Genomic DNA, 14,757 nt, shown 5'->3' with positions numbered 1-14,757 from the left:
GCCTCACTGAATGGCATGCAAAGATAGCAGGCGGCGCGAAACGATTATGGGCGTTTCGTCTCCGCTTTTCAAACGCTCAAATCGAAACCGTCCGCGCAGGAGCCTGCGCGGACCTAACCAGACCTACTGATAGAAGCAGAACCAAGGCCCTTTTTTGGCCATAGCGTTTTTGAGCGACGATACATTCCGTGCAGAGAAAACGCGCCAAAACAAAAGACTAGAACGGTTCCGATTCAATCAGAACTTCGCTCTATCCAAACAACGTCGGCTGCTGGCGGCCGGCACGCTCCTGGGCTTCGACGGCGGCAACCGCCGTCATGTTGAGTATGCCGCGCGCCGTCACCCCCGGGGTGAGGATATGCGCCGGACGCGCCGGCCCGATCAGGATCGGCCCGACCGGCAGCGCATCCGCCAGCGTCTTGATCATCTGGTAGGCGACGTTGGCGGTGTCGAGGTTCGGCATGATCAGGATGTTGGCATCGCCTTCCAGGTTGGAATGCGGCAGCACGAGCTTGCGCGCCGCGGCCGAGAGCGCGGTATCGCCCTGCATCTCGCCGTCGGCCTCGATCTCCGGATGCTTTTCCTTCAGAAGCGCGGTGGCGCGGCGCATCTTGCGCGAGGAGTCCGTATCATAGCTGCCGAAGTCGGAATGTGACACGAAGGCGACACGCGGCTTCATGTTGAACCGCTGCACATGGGTTGCCGCCAGCGACGCCACCTCCGCGAGTTCCTCGGCGCTCGGATTGGGCCGCACCTGGGTATCGGCGATGAAATAGGAACCCTTGCTGGTGATCATCATCGCCAGCGCCGCAAAATCGCTGACGCCGGGCAGGAAGCCGATGATCTCGCGGACATGGCGCAGATGGCTCATATAGCGGCCTTCGACGCCGCAGATCATGGCATCGGCTTCGCCGCGCACCACCGCAAGCGCTGCGATCACGGTGTTGTTGGTGCGAACCACGGTGCGCGCGGCCTCAGGCGTGACGCCGCGCCTTCCGGCCGTGTCGATATAGGTCTGCACATAGGAACGATAGCGCGGATCGTCCTCGGGATTGACGAGATCGAAATCCTGCCCGGCCTTGATCGAGAGGCCGAACCGCTTGATCCTTGCCTCGACGACGGAGGGACGCCCGACCAGGATCGGCCGCGCCAGTTTCTCTTCCAGCACGACCTGCGTGGCGCGCAGCACGCGCTGGTCCTCGCCCTCGGCATAGATCACGCGAACCGGCTGGGTCTTCGCCTTGGCGAACACCGGCTTCATGACGAGGCCGGAGCGGAACGCGAAGCGTTCCAATAACGCTTTATACTCTTCGAAGTTCTTGATCGGGCGCGTCGCCACGCCGGAGTCCATCGCAGCCTTCGCCACGGCCGGCGCGATACGCAGGATCAGCCGCGGATCGAACGGGCTCGGGATCAGCGAGCCCGGGCCGAATCCTTGCGTCTCGCCGCTGTCAAAACCCTGCGCCACCGCATCCGACGGCGGATCGCGCGCGAGCTGCGCGATCGCGTCAACCGCTGCATGTTTCATTTCCTCGTTGATCCCGGTGGCGCCGACGTCGAGCGCGCCGCGAAAGATGAACGGAAAGCACAGGACGTTGTTGACCTGGTTCGGGAAGTCGGAGCGCCCGGTGCAGATCATCGCGTCGGGGCGCGCCTTGCGCGCCTCGTCCGGCATGATTTCCGGGTTCGGATTGGCCAGCGCCATCACCAGGGGCTGGTCCCCCATCGACTTGACCATGTCAGGCGTCAGTACGTTAGGCGCGGACAACCCTAAGAAAATATCCGCGCCGCCGATCACGTCGGCCAACACGCGCGCGTTGGTCTTCTGCGCATAGACCGCCTTCCAGCGGTCCATCAGCGTGTTGCGGCCTTCATGCACCACGCCGTCGATGTCGCAGACCCAGATGTTCTTGCGCTGCGCGCCCATCGACACCAGCAGATTAAGGCACGCGATCGCCGCCGCACCGGCGCCCGAACAGACGATCTTCACATCAGCCAGCTTCTTGCCGTTCAACAGCAGCGCATTGACAATGGCGGCTCCGACGATGATGGCCGTGCCATGCTGGTCGTCGTGGAACACCGGGATCTTCATGCGCGCCTTGAGCTGCGCCTCGATCTCGAAGCATTCCGGTCCCTTGATGTCCTCGAGATTGATGCCACCGAAGGTCGGTTCCAGCGCCGCCACTGTCTCGACCACGCGCTCGATGGTGTCGGCGGCGATTTCGATGTCGAAGACGTCGATCCCAGCGAATTTCTTGAACAGGACCGCCTTGCCTTCCATGACGGGCTTCGAGGCCAGCGGGCCGATATTGCCAAGCCCCAACACCGCGGTACCATTGGAGACCACGGCGACCAGGTTGGCCCGGGAGGTCAGCGACGCCGCTTCGGCCGGATTGTTGGCGATTTCGGTGCAGGCTGCAGCGACGCCCGGCGAATAGGCCAGCGCGAGGTCGCGCTGGTTGGCGAGCGGCTTGGTCGCCTGGATCTCGAGTTTACCCGGGCGCGGCAGCCGGTGATACGCAAGCGCCGCGGAGCGGAGATCTTCAGAATAGGACGACATGCACTCCCCCACGGGCTTTCTCGACCCCGAATTGCTTCCGGCGGCCGGTCTTCATTCGAACCATTAGTTTTGCGGCAGATTGAGCCGGATGTGAAGCACGGGCGGCCACTTGGATGCAACATCCGAGAGCGTCCCCATCAACAGGGGGCATCGACGCAAAGCACCAAAGCCGGTAGCATATTATCCTCCCTACCCCATCCCCTTGACCGACTTGTGGCAATTTTGCCTCGCGCGAGTGTCGGCGTCCGGAGCACAACTAATGGTAAAGATACTGATGGGCCTGGCCGCTGCGGTCGTAATCGCGGCGGGCGGCTTCTTCGGCTTCGAGTTTTATACGCAGCACCGGATCGCCGGCGAGGTCGAGGCCGCGTTCGAGCAGGTTCGCGCGGGCGGCGGTAAGGCAAGCCACGGCAAGGTGTCGTTCGACCTGCGCAGCCGAACGCTCAGGATCGTCGATATTGCCGGTGAATCTGCGACGCAGCCCCCGGTGAATGTCAAGATTGCCAGCCTGACGGCTTCCGGCGTCGGCCAGCCGGACGCGGCGAAATTCTCGGCTCACAATATCGAATGGACCGACACGGAAGTCAGCGTTGACATCGCAGGCCCGGCAGGCGGACACGTCACCTACAAGGTGCCGCAAATCATCGTGAAGGACTATTCCGGCCCCGCCAGCCTGCCGGTACGACCCGCTTCAGCCTCCATCGTCGAGGCGTATCGGGCCGCACTGGAGCAGTTTGCCACCGTCTCCGCGTCATCCGTCGTGGCGCCCAGCATTGTCGGGACCATCAACTTCGGCGCAATCACGTCGGGCAATTTCACCTATTCGGGCACAGCGCTGCGGGACATCAAGAACGGCAAGGTCGCGTCCATGCAGATCGAGCGGCTCGCTTTTACCGCCAACACCCAGCAAGCGGGCAAGACCGACAAATTGACCGGCGAGATCGCAAATTTCGTTTCGCGTGATTTCGACGCTGCCGCGGCCGCCGCCATCCTCGATCCGCAGAAGGCTAACGACGACAAATACTATCGCTTCTACGGTCAAACGACCGCAGGCGCCTATACCATCACGTCCGCCCAAGGCGTGCGTATGCGTATCGATGGGATGACCATCGACGATGTCAGCGTGCGGCCGTCGCGACTGCAACTTCCGGCGCTGCTGGCGCTGATGCAGCCGGCCGGCGGCACTCCGACGCCGGCGCAGACGCGCGAGATGATGGACAAGATGGCGAAGATCTATGAGGCCGTGCGCGTCGGAACTGCCGAGATGCGCGGCATCTCGGCGGAAACGCCGGAGGGCCCATTCAAGCTCGCGGCGGCCCGCTTCAACCTGGAAGACGGCAAGATCGGCGAATTCGCGATCGAAGGACTGGATGCACGCTCTGCGAAGGGGCCCGTCAAGATCGGACGCTTCGCGCTCAAATCACTCGATATCGCAGGTCTGCTGCGAATGGCGGCGCAATTCTCGAACCCGGGACGGCCGCCGTCACCCGACCAGTTTCTCGGGATGTTTCCGCTGCTCGCTGGCATTGAGGTCAAGGGCTTCGTGGCGCCGTTCAAGAACACCGGCAAGCCCGTCACACTCGACAACTTCAATCTGGATTGGGGCCAGTTTGTCGGACCGGTGCCAAGCCAGGCGCGCCTTACCACGAAGATGGTCACGCCCATCGATGTGAGCGACCCCACAACGAAGCCGCTGATTGCAGCCGGCATCAGTTCGATCGCCTTCGACTGCGATCTCGGCGCGTCCTGGACGGAAGCATCGCGCAGCTTCGTGTTGGAGCCCGTCGCACTCGAAGTCGGCGGCCTCGTGAAACTGTCCGCGCGCGTTTCGCTTGCCAATGTGCCGAGGCAGATATTTTCCTTCAACCCGCTGCAAGCAGCTACCTTGGCGGCGCAAATCGAGGCCGGCGGGATCGAGCTCACGCTGCGCGACTTGGGCGGCGTCGATCTCGCGGTCGCACACTATTCCCGCCTGCAGAACATCAGCCGCGATGCGGCACGAAAAGCGATCGTTGACGACATCAGAAACAGCGCAGCGACGAAAGGGACAAACAATCCCGATGCTGTGGCCGCCGCCGAGGCGCTGGCGCGCTTTATCGAAACTCCGGGGACGACGCTGACGCTCAAATTCACGCCGCTCGGCAAGGTGCCGGCGATGCAGCTCTTCCAGGCGTTGAAGATCGACCCGCTCGACGCGCTCGCGAAGTTCCGGATCGAGGCTGCGACGGCGCTATAAGCTAGCCCTTGTCCGGCAAATTGAGCCGTACATGGAGCTCGCGCAGCTGCTTGGGCGCGACGTCCGACGGCGCGCCCATCAGGAGGTCCACGGCCTGCTGGTTCATCGGGAACAGCGAGATCTCACGCAGGTTCGTGGTGCCGCAGAGCAGCATCACGATGCGGTCGACGCCGGCCGCCATGCCGCCATGCGGCGGGGCGCCGTACTGGAACGCACGATACATGCCGCCAAAACGCTCGACGACGTCCTTTTCGCCATAGCCCGCGATCTCGAACGCCTTCACCATCGCCTCGGGGCGGTGGTTGCGGATGCCGCCAGACGCGATCTCGTAGCCGTTGCAGGTGATGTCGTACTGGAACGCCTTGATGGTCAGCGGGTCCTGCCCGTTGAGCGCATCGAGGCCGCCCTGCGGCATCGAGAACGGGTTGTGCGAGAAATCGACCTTCTTGTCTTCCTCATTGTACTCGTACATCGGGAAGTCGACGATCCAGGCCAGTTCGAACCTATCCTTGTCGATCACGTTCAATTCCTCAGCCACCTTGGTGCGGGCGAGGCCTGAAAACTTCCAGAATTTTTCCGGATCGCCGGCGACGAAGAACGCCGCGTCGCCCTCCTTCATGCCGAGTTGCGCCCTAATAGCCTCGGTCCGTTCCGCACCGATATTGTTGGCAAGCGGACCTGCCCCCACCGTGATCTTCTCGGGAGAGCCGCTAAGCACTAACGATCCACTTGGGGTGCCCTCGCCTAGCTTACTGGTCTCTTCGCGCCACATGATGTAGCCGAGGCCGGGCTGGCCTTCGCCTTGCGCCCAGGAGTTCATTCGGTCGCAGAACGCGCGCGAGCCGCCGCCCGTGCCGGGGATCGCCCAGACCTGGTTCTTGGGGTCTTCCAGCATCCGCGCGAACACTTTGAAGCCGGAGCCGCGGAAATGCTCGGAGACGTCCTGCATGACAATGGGATTGCGCAGGTCGGGCTTGTCACTGCCGTATTTCTTCAAGGCTTCCGCGAACGGAATCCGCGGCCAGCCTTTTGTCACCGGCTTGCCCTTGGCGAAATCCTCGAACACGCCTGATATGACAGGCTCCATCGCCGCAAAAACATCTTCTTGCGTGACAAAGCTCATCTCGACGTCGAGCTGATAAAACTCGCCCGGCAAACGGTCGGCGCGCGGGTCCTCGTCGCGGAAGCAGGGCGCGATCTGGAAATAGCGGTCGAAGCCCGACATCATCAGGAGCTGCTTGTACTGCTGCGGCGCCTGCGGCAGCGCGTAGAATTTTCCGGGATGAATGCGTGAGGGCACCAGAAAATCCCGTGCCCCCTCCGGCGAGGACGCCGTCAGGATCGGGGTCTGGAACTCGAAGAAGCCCTGCTCCTTCATCCGCTTGCGCATGGAATCGACGATCGCGCCGCGGGTCATGATGTTCTGGTGCAGCTTCTCGCGACGGAGATCGAGGAAGCGGTACTTGAGCCTTATGTCTTCAGGATATTCCTGCTCGCCGAACACGGGCAGCGGCAGCTCGGCAGCAGGCCCCAGCACCTCGATCTCGCTGATATAGACTTCGACCGCTCCGGTCGGCAGTTCCGGATTGTCGGTGCCGTCGGGACGGCGGCGTACCTTGCCGTCGATCCGCACCACCCATTCCGAGCGGAACTTTTCGACTTCCTTGAACGCCGGCGAATCCGGATCCGCCACGCACTGCGTGATGCCGTAATGGTCGCGCAGATCGATGAACAGCACGCCGCCATGGTCGCGAATACGATGGCACCAGCCGGAAAGACGGGCGGTCTGGCCGATGTCGCTGTCGCGGAGCGCGCCGCATGTATGTGACCGGTAGCGATGCATGGAATTCCCAAAAAACAGATGTCGGAGGTCAGAATCGGGGCCAAAGGCCGCGCGAATTGCGGGAGGGTTTACCCGACGCCGCGAGGGGCGGCAACCAATGGCGGGGCCTGTTTTGCGCTCCGAGAGCGAGATTTCCGCCCCCACCGGCCCGAACCGTTTGCCTATTCCGTGCCCGCGCCTATCTTTGGGTCATGACCGTCCATTTCCCGTTCCAGAACACCTATTCGGCGCTGCCGGCGAGCTTTTTCGCCCGCGTGGCCCCGACGCCAGTGGCCGCCCCCCGGCTAATCAAGTTGAACCGGGCCCTGGCCGTCCAACTCGGCCTTGATCCTGACGTGCTGGAGAGCCCGGAAGGGGCCGAAATCCTTGCCGGAAAGCGCCTCCCCGATGGCGCCGACCCGATCGCGATGGCCTATGCCGGCCACCAGTTCGGTCAATTCGTGCCCCAGCTCGGCGACGGCCGCGCTATCTTGCTCGGCGAAGTCATCGACAGGGACGGCATCCGCCGCGACATCCAGCTCAAGGGATCTGGCCCGACGCCGTTTTCCCGCCGGGGCGACGGCCGCGCCGCGTTGGGTCCGGTCCTGCGCGAATACATCGTCAGCGAGGCGATGTTTGCATTAGGCATCCCCACCACTCGCTCGCTGGCCGCCGTGACCTCGGGCGAGAACGTGATGCGCGAGACCATGCTGCCCGGTGCGGTGCTCACGCGTGTGGCCGCAAGCCACATCCGCGTCGGCACCTTCCAGTTCTTTGCCGCGCGCGGTGACACTGATGGTGTGCGAGCGCTCGCCGATCATGTCATCGCCAGGCACTACCCTGAGATCGCCGGCGTAGAGCGCCCCTATCACGCTCTGCTCGAAGGCGTCGTCGCCCGCCAGGCGGACCTCGTCGCGCGCTGGCTTCTGATCGGCTTCATCCATGGCGTCATGAACACCGACAATTGCTCGATCTCGGGCGAGACCATCGATTACGGCCCCTGCGCCTTCATGGACGAATACAACCCCGCGCAGGTGTTCTCCTCGATCGATGAAATGGGCCGCTACGCCTACGCCAACCAGCCGCGCATCGCGTTGTGGAACCTGACGCGGCTCGCCGAATGCCTGCTGCCGCTGTTTTCCGACGACCAAGACAAGGCGATCGAACAGGCGCAATTCATCCTCGGCGAGTTCGCCGAAAAATTCACCGCCGCCTATCAGGCCGGGCTGCGCAAGAAGATCGGCCTGTTCACCGCGCGCGACGGCGACGAAGCGCTGGTGCAGGATCTGCTCGATGCCATGGCAAAAAACCAGGCCGACTTCACCCTCACCTTCCGCCGCCTGAGCGACACCGCTGCGGATGCCGACGACGACAGCGTTAGAGCCCAGTTCACCGATCCCACAGCCTTCGACGAATGGGCGGCGCGCTGGCGGCAGCGCCTCACCGACGAACCACAATCCACCGCCGAACGGCAAGCCGCGATGCGCGCCGTCAATCCGGCCTTCATCCCGCGCAACCACCGCGTCGAAGCGGTGATTTCGGCCGCCGTGAACAACGACGACTACGCGCCATTCGAGGAATTGCTGACGGTGCTGTCGAAGCCGTACGAGGATCAACCCCAGTACGCGGCTTATGCCGAACCACCGCTGCCGGAGCAGCGCGTGACGCAGACGTTCTGCGGGACGTGAGGCGGGCGACCGATCATCGATCCGTGGTTGCGAAATCTCCACTGTCGAGTTCAAGCGGCGCTCCTCTGGCAGAGCCTCCGCCATGCAAATACTTTCCCTGCAAAGACTTTAGCCAGGGAAGCTTTTGATCGATGCCCTTCACTATCGGCTCGTCCGTCACGCCGAACGAATTGAGCGGCCAAACTCCCTCAGGAACGATTTCGAGTGTGGCTCGCACCAGCCTTGCGCCGCCGCCGAAACTTTTGCTGATGTCGAACGGATCGACCTTTTCCACCGTCATCGGATCGTTGAGATCGCGAAAGCGAACCAGGAGCGGCAGGCTCGTCAACGGCAGTTCGCGCTTTCCGGACAGTTGCCGAAGCTTTTTGAACCCCTCTTCGACTGTCGGGCCGGGAAATGCGCCACCGTCGAAATTGAACGCGCGCAGAATGATCGACTCGGGGATCGAGCGGCTGTCGGAGCCAGCCTTCAGCAGCGCAAAGAGTATGCCGCGGTCACCAAGATCGAGAACGACTGCTTCGCCCCTATGGCTCGAGACGCGGTCGCGGCCGCTCGCGAACTCGGGTTGCTTGCTATAGATGACCTCAATGACGCCCGAGCCGGTCTTCGGCTTGCCGTCGACCTCCGCTTCGAGGGTCAGGCGGTAGCGTAGCGTGAGGCTGGGGTACGCGACGCTGTACAACACCGGCGTGCCACCGATCAGCGCAAGGACAATTCCCAGCCATTTCATGCGACTTCATCCTTCGACTTGCAGCCGCCAATCTGCACGCCGAGAGGTTGAGAAGAACGTAACGCCGATGGCGACCGCTGACGTTTCCGCACCCAGCAATCGCCTCCGTTAACCGCAATCCTTAAGCGCCCGTCCACCATCCGCCGACACGTCTCGCGCCTCACCCCCACAAATTAAGAAACGGTCAACGCGCTCCCCACAATTCTAACGGTTTATCAGGGGAGAATTGCCGTGGACGCCTTTGCTTTCGCATTCATGGGAATGGTGATGATTGCCCTCTGTCTCGCCGTGCTCGCGATCCCGTCGGGACGGCGCCGGTCGCGGCATATCCGCTACGAGTGAGCGGTTTTCTCACCCCGCCGCCGCCTGGCGGCCGGAACTGTTTTATCGAACCGGTCCAGCCGCGGTTGGGTCGCAAAAAAGCCGTGCTCAGGCTCAAATCCAGGGCTCAAATCCCCGCAACACCCTTGACATATCAGCGTTTTCGGCAGAACGCCTGTCCGACGCGTCATGGATTGTTCATGGATCTGATTACCACCACTTCCGACCTCGCCGCTGCCTGCTCCCGGCTCGCCCAGCACAAGGTCATCACCGTCGACACCGAGTTCCTGCGGGAGACGACCTACTACCCCCTGCTCTGCGTCGTGCAGATGGCGAGCGCGGACGAGGCCGTCGTGATCGACACGCTGGCGCCCGGCATCGACCTCAAGCCGTTCTTCGAGCTGATGGGGAACGAGGCGGTGCTGAAGGTGTTTCACGCCGCCCGCCAGGACATCGAGATCGTCTGGCATCAGTCCGGCACCATTCCGCATCCGATCTTCGATACCCAGGTCGCAGCCATGGTGCTGGGTTATGGCGACAGCATCGCCTATGACCAGCTCGTCGAGCGCGTCACCGGCCACCGGCCGGACAAGACCCACCGCTTCACCGACTGGTCGCGCCGGCCGCTGTCGCCCGAGCAGATGCATTACGCGGTCTCCGACGTCACCCATTTGCGCGACGTCTTTGCAGCGCTCGATGCCGACCTGAAGAAGCGCAGCCGCAGCGACTGGGTCAGCGAGGAGATGGAAGTCCTGACCTCGCCCAGGACCTACGATTTCCACCCTGAGCGCGCATGGGAGCGGCTCAAGACGCGGGTGCGCAAGCCGAAGGAGCTCGCGGTGCTGATGGAAGTCGCGGCCTGGCGCGAGCAGGAAGCGCAAAGCCGCGACGTGCCGCGCTCACGCGTACTGAAGGACGATGCGGTCGGCGACATCGCCACCCACGCCCCGACCTCACTGGAGCGCCTCGCCAGTCTGCGCTCGCTGCCAAAAGGTTTTGACCGCTCCAAATGGGGCACCGATATCATTGCCGCCGTGCAGCGCGGCCTCGCCCGCGATCCCCACACGTTGCCGAAGATCGAAAAGCCGCGCGGCAATTCGAATGGCGCGGCTACCGTCGAGCTCCTGAAAGTGCTGCTACGGATGACGTCGGAACGCCACGCCGTCGCCAGCAAGGTCATCGCCACCGTCGACGATCTCGACCAGATCGCCGCCGACGATCAAGCCGACGTCGCCGCGCTCCATGGCTGGCGCCGCGAATTGTTCGGCGAAGCGGCGCTGGCGCTGAAACACGGCAGGCTGGCGCTCGCGATCGAAAAAGGCCGCGTCGTCAGGGTCGACCGGGCTTAGGCTTGGCTCTCCGTCCGTTCCCCGGATGCTGCGCAGCGCGAAGCGGTGCGCTGCTGGTCCGGGGTCCACATACTGCGGCGGCCATGGGTCCCGGCTCTGCGTCGCATCACTGCGTGCTGCGCCGCGTCCGGGACACGCTTACCTTCGCTACCACTTCAACTCCAGCCCGAGCGTGCCCTGATGCGACTGCAGCGCGGCGCGTAATCTGGCGTCGTAATTGACGTAGAGCCGCGCGGTATTGGTGAGACTCAGCGATGCGGAGGCGCCGGTATCGAGGCCATACCGGCTCTCGCCGATACCCTGGAACGTAATGCTCTGCACACCCTGGCTGACGGTGATGTCGGAGAAATTCTGCACGACATTGTGGACGAACTTGCCGTAGCCCGACAGGTCGAAGATCTTGCCGTCGAATATCCAGTACTGGCCGATCTCCGCGCCGACCAACAGACGCCCGCGCTGCACGGTGGCGCCGGTCGCCGTCACGGGATCGAGGCCGCCGATCTCCTGCAGCGACCCGGTCTGGGCGCGAACATATTCGAACGCTGCCTTGGGCACGATGCGGCCCTGGTCCCTGGTCCAGTAATAGCTGATCTCGCTCAGGACGCCGTCGAGCTTCGCGCTGTATCCGGCGGTCGCAATTCCAAGTCCCGTGTCGCGGCGCGAATTGACGTTGCCGAAACCGTGCACCACCGCGCTGGCCCAGGTCCACGGCCCGCTGTCGACAGAGGCCGTGAAACCGATCTGGGTCAGGTCGATCGTCGCCGATTGCAGAGCCAGCGGAATATCGATCGCGGAGCGGCTCTGGTCGACGGAGAAGCCGATATTGATGCCCGGCGCCACCCGCGCGCCGATCCCGGCCACACCGCCCCAGGTCTTTCTGCTATCGCCGACGAAATCTCCGATCGCGCCGGTCTTCGTATGGTTCCCGTAGCCTTCGAACCAGGTCCGGTAGCGCGGCGCTTCCGTGCTCTCGGAGGCGCCGCCGCCGCCGGGATTGGTCCGCTGCAGGCGATTGAAACCGTTGCTCGACTGATTACCCAGCCGCTCCAGGAAACTGCTGCCGAGATTGGTCAGCGCCGCCCCCGACGACACCGTCGAATTGATCACTGTAGGCGTCGGACTGGGCGTCGGTGAAGGCGTGGGAGTCGGGGTGGGTGTCGGCGTCGGCGATTGCGCCTGCGCGGCGGACATGATGCCGATGAGAACGAACGCGATCGCGGCCAGCCGCGCGAGCGTGTGACCGGGCCTGATTTTTCGTGCTCGCGAAGGCCGCGGTAAGCAGCGCATGCAATCCATTCCCAAAGGCAAAAGCGCCGGCCCGAAAAATGCGCAAATCCCGATCAACTGGAGCGATTTGCCCCCAGTTCGCGGGAAGGGTCAATCGGTTAGCCCCCTGGGCGGCCGCCGAATACGCATCATTGTTGTTCGGCTGCCACAGCCCGCGCGACACCGCGACGACGTTTCCGGCAGTCGCCAAACCTTGCGAACGCCCACCCTGGCATTCAGGCCGCGGCCTGGCAGCCCGCAATCTCGCTGAGTTCAGGATAGAATCGCGCAGTCATCCGGCCGACATAGCGGCGCAAATTGGCATGGCTTGCGGCCGCCCGCTGCAAGTCCGATTCGAACACCGGACAGATCACGCTGACCGCGAAGGCAAACATCGTGGCGTCGATGCCGGCGGGCGCGCTGCCCATGAAGAACGGCTTGTCGCCGAGATAGGCCGCCATCGCATCGATCGAGCGGATTCCGATCGCGGTGATCTCGTCGGCGGAGTGACGGCCGATTCCCTGGCCCTGCAACGTCTTGCGCAGGCGGCGGCGGATCATCGACACGACGACCGGCCGGACCGGCGCAGGTACGCCCTTGAAGAAATTGACCGGCCCCTTGCGGAAATTGTCATCGATCATCCAGCGGAAGTAGACGCTGGCCCAGTACAGATTGTCCTCCGCCATTTTTTCGAACGCCCAGGAGATGGCGAGCTGTTCGGCGGTGAGGCCCTGGTCGAAATCGATGCCGTATTTCTTTTCGAGGTGCCAGCGGATCAGCGTGGAGTCGCCGAGCAACTGGCCGTCGTCCTCGATGTAGGGAATCTTCCCCTTCGGCGCCTTCGAAAAGCTCATCGGCGCCTTTTCGAACGGGAGTTTCGACATCCGCAACAAGGTCTCGGCCTTGGTCACGAACGGGCTTGCGTCGGGAAGGCCGAAATTGGGCCCGGAACCGTAGAGCGTGATCATGGAACCTCGATGGATTTTGCGGAGCGCGGTTATCGCGCCCGTCGCGCACACCGCCAGATAATATCAGATCGTCCGCGGCGAAATCAGGGTGCCGTCACGATCGGCGCTACCGGCGATATTGCAGATGTCGCCTTCGAGGCGAAGTTTGCCGCTCGCAAGCAAGCGCAGCGCCTCCGGGTAGATGAGATGCTCGATGCCGAGAATTCGCTGCGACAGCGTCTCTGCCGTGTCGTCATCGGCCACCGTGACTGCGCCCTGCATCACGATCGGGCCGGCGTCGGTTTCGGGGATCACGAAGTGCACGGTCGCGCCCGAGATCTTCACCCCGGCCTGCAGCGCCTGGCCGTGTGGATCGAGGCCGGGAAAGGACGGCAGCAGCGAAGGGTGAATGTTGAGCATCCTGCCGTACCAGCGCTGCACGAATTCGGCGGTGAACAGCCGCATGAATCCGCCGAGACAGATCAGATCGACCTTCTTTTCCTCCAGCGCCCGCTGCAGGACGGCTTCGAAGCCGGCGCGATCCTTGCCGAACGGCCTGCTCTCGACGACGGTCGTCGCGATGCCGCTCGCTTCTGCCTTCTCCAGCCCGACCGCATCGGCCCGGTTGGAGATGACGGCGACGATCTCGGCCGGAAAATCCGCAGCCTTCGCCGCGTCGATCAGCGCGGCCATGTTCGACCCGCGCCCCGAGATCAGGATGGCGACACGACGCTTCATTGCGCGAGATCGAGATGGCCGTTGTAGACCACGCGATGTTCCCCATCCTCGTCGCGCCGGGCCGGAATCACTTCGCCGAGCAAGGCGACGGTCTCGCCGCTTTCAGTCAGCACTTGCGTCACCTGCTCGACCGCATCCGGCTTGACGATCGCAATCATGCCGATGCCGCAGTTGAAGGTGCGCAACAATTCGAGTTCCGCGATGCCGCCCTGCGCCGCCAACCATTTGAATACCGGCAGCACCGGCAGCCGCGCCAGATCGATGCCGACGCCGAGATGCTTCGGCAGCACGCGCGGAATGTTGTCGGTGAAACCGCCGCCGGTGATGTGGGCGAGCCCCTTGATGGCCCCGGTCTCGCGGATCGCACGCAGGCAGGATTTTACGTAGAGCTTGGTCGGCGCCAGCAGCGCGCCGCCCAGCGTCATGACCGGCGAGAACGGTGCCGGGGCATCGAAGCCAAGACCCGAGTTTTCCACGATCTTGCGGACGAGCGAGAAGCCATTGGAGTGCACCCCCGACGAGGCCAGTCCGACGACCGCGTCGCCCACGGCGATATCGACGCTCGGCAGCAGCGTGCCGCGCTCGGCAGCCCCGACCGCAAAGCCCGCGAGGTCGTAATCGCCCGCCTTGTAGAGCCCCGGCATTTCGGCGGTTTCGCCACCGATCAGGGCGCAACCTGATTCCCGGCACCCCTCGGCGACCCCGGCCACGATGGCCGCGGCCGCGTCGGGGTCGAGCTTGCCGCAGGCAAAATAGTCGAGGAAGAACAGCGGTTCCGCGCCCTGCACCACGAGGTCGTTGACCGACATCGCCACCAGGTCGATGCCGATGCCGCCATGCAGGCCAGTCTCGATCGCGATCTTGACCTTGGTACCGACGCCGTCGGTCGCCGCCACCAGAACGGGATCCTTGAAACCTGCCGCCTTGAGGTCGAATAGACCGCCGAATCCACCGATTTCGGCGTCCGCGCCCGCCCGGGCGGTGGCCCGGACCATCGGCTTGATGAGATCGACCAGGCGGTTGCCCGCATCGATATCGACGCCCGAATCCGCGTAAGTGAGCCCGTTTTTGCGGTCGATCATGCCCAAATTCCAGTATGA

General features: G+C 63.5%; 10 protein-coding genes. 3 read left to right on the top strand and 7 right to left on the bottom strand.

What is annotated here, in order from left to right; translation table 11 throughout:
• Nucleotides 1–250 precede the first annotated feature (250 nt).
• Nucleotides 251–2,560: an NADP-dependent malic enzyme gene (locus IVB22_RS03475; protein ID WP_247515901.1), complete on the bottom strand. Its 2,310-nt coding sequence runs from the start codon at nucleotides 2,558–2,560 to the stop codon at nucleotides 251–253.
• A 259-nt stretch (nucleotides 2,561–2,819) separates the two neighbouring features.
• On the opposite strand from IVB22_RS03475, the gene IVB22_RS03470 reads away from it, so the two are divergent.
• Nucleotides 2,820–4,796: a hypothetical protein gene (locus IVB22_RS03470; RefSeq protein ID WP_247515900.1), complete on the top strand. Its 1,977-nt coding sequence runs from the start codon at nucleotides 2,820–2,822 to the stop codon at nucleotides 4,794–4,796.
• A 1-nt stretch (nucleotide 4,797) separates the two neighbouring features.
• Here the strand turns inward: IVB22_RS03470 and aspS are convergent, their stop codons facing one another.
• Entirely contained in the window at nucleotides 4,798–6,639 is a 1,842-nt protein-coding gene (gene aspS / locus IVB22_RS03465) for an aspartate--tRNA ligase (RefSeq protein ID WP_247515899.1), read from the bottom strand.
• 191 nt (nucleotides 6,640–6,830) lie between these two features.
• On the opposite strand from aspS, the gene IVB22_RS03460 reads away from it, so the two are divergent.
• Nucleotides 6,831–8,306 carry a YdiU family protein gene (locus IVB22_RS03460; protein ID WP_247515898.1) on the top strand — a complete coding sequence of 492 codons (1,476 nt, stop codon included), beginning with the start codon at nucleotides 6,831–6,833 and terminating at the stop codon, nucleotides 8,304–8,306.
• 13 nt (nucleotides 8,307–8,319) lie between these two features.
• On the opposite strand, the gene IVB22_RS03455 is transcribed toward IVB22_RS03460, so the two are convergent.
• Nucleotides 8,320–9,036, bottom strand: coding sequence for a hypothetical protein (locus IVB22_RS03455; RefSeq protein ID WP_247515897.1), 717 nt, complete (start codon nucleotides 9,034–9,036; stop codon nucleotides 8,320–8,322).
• A gap of 521 nt (nucleotides 9,037–9,557) precedes the next feature.
• Between IVB22_RS03455 and rnd the strand changes: the two genes are divergently transcribed.
• Nucleotides 9,558–10,706 carry a ribonuclease D gene (gene rnd / locus IVB22_RS03450; protein WP_247515896.1) on the top strand — a complete coding sequence of 383 codons (1,149 nt, stop codon included), beginning with the start codon at nucleotides 9,558–9,560 and terminating at the stop codon, nucleotides 10,704–10,706.
• A gap of 147 nt (nucleotides 10,707–10,853) precedes the next feature.
• On the opposite strand, the gene IVB22_RS03445 is transcribed toward rnd, so the two are convergent.
• The 4 genes from IVB22_RS03445 to purM all read right to left on the bottom strand — a co-directional run bounded on the left by IVB22_RS03445 (nucleotide 10,854) and on the right by purM (nucleotide 14,739).
• Nucleotides 10,854–11,993, bottom strand: coding sequence for an autotransporter outer membrane beta-barrel domain-containing protein (locus tag IVB22_RS03445; RefSeq protein WP_247515895.1), 1,140 nt, complete (start codon nucleotides 11,991–11,993; stop codon nucleotides 10,854–10,856).
• A 215-nt stretch (nucleotides 11,994–12,208) separates the two neighbouring features.
• A complete protein-coding gene (locus IVB22_RS03440; RefSeq protein WP_247515894.1) occupies nucleotides 12,209–12,940 on the bottom strand; it encodes a glutathione S-transferase family protein in 732 nt (243 codons plus the stop codon).
• A 63-nt stretch (nucleotides 12,941–13,003) separates the two neighbouring features.
• Nucleotides 13,004–13,657, bottom strand: a complete 654-nt coding sequence (purN, locus tag IVB22_RS03435) for a phosphoribosylglycinamide formyltransferase (protein WP_247515893.1) — start codon at nucleotides 13,655–13,657, stop codon at nucleotides 13,004–13,006.
• Complete coding sequence (gene purM / locus IVB22_RS03430) at nucleotides 13,654–14,739, bottom strand: phosphoribosylformylglycinamidine cyclo-ligase (RefSeq protein ID WP_247515892.1); 1,086 nt, start codon at nucleotides 14,737–14,739, stop codon at nucleotides 13,654–13,656. Before purM ends, purN begins: the two co-directional genes overlap by 4 nt.
• Nucleotides 14,740–14,757: the final 18 nt, after the last annotated feature.

Source organism: Bradyrhizobium sp. 190 (assembly GCF_023073415.1).
Taxonomy (GTDB): Bacteria; Pseudomonadota; Alphaproteobacteria; order Rhizobiales; family Xanthobacteraceae; genus Bradyrhizobium.
Note: the sequence above shows the minus strand (reverse complement) of the source record. Positions and strands in the feature narration are given on the sequence as shown.

Coding starts and splice junctions, on each gene's coding strand:
- IVB22_RS03440 (WP_247515894.1), bottom strand. CDS start 12,940: ATGATCACGCTCTACGGTTCCGGGCCCAATTTCGGCCTTCCCGACGCA.
- IVB22_RS03460 (WP_247515898.1), top strand. CDS start 6,831: ATGACCGTCCATTTCCCGTTCCAGAACACCTATTCGGCGCTGCCGGCG.
- aspS (WP_247515899.1), bottom strand. CDS start 6,639: ATGCATCGCTACCGGTCACATACATGCGGCGCGCTCCGCGACAGCGAC.
- IVB22_RS03455 (WP_247515897.1), bottom strand. CDS start 9,036: ATGAAATGGCTGGGAATTGTCCTTGCGCTGATCGGTGGCACGCCGGTG.
- rnd (WP_247515896.1), top strand. CDS start 9,558: ATGGATCTGATTACCACCACTTCCGACCTCGCCGCTGCCTGCTCCCGG.
- purM (WP_247515892.1), bottom strand. CDS start 14,739: ATGATCGACCGCAAAAACGGGCTCACTTACGCGGATTCGGGCGTCGAT.
- IVB22_RS03475 (WP_247515901.1), bottom strand. CDS start 2,560: ATGTCGTCCTATTCTGAAGATCTCCGCTCCGCGGCGCTTGCGTATCAC.
- IVB22_RS03445 (WP_247515895.1), bottom strand. CDS start 11,993: ATGCGCTGCTTACCGCGGCCTTCGCGAGCACGAAAAATCAGGCCCGGT.
- purN (WP_247515893.1), bottom strand. CDS start 13,657: ATGAAGCGTCGTGTCGCCATCCTGATCTCGGGGCGCGGGTCGAACATG.
- IVB22_RS03470 (WP_247515900.1), top strand. CDS start 2,820: ATGGTAAAGATACTGATGGGCCTGGCCGCTGCGGTCGTAATCGCGGCG.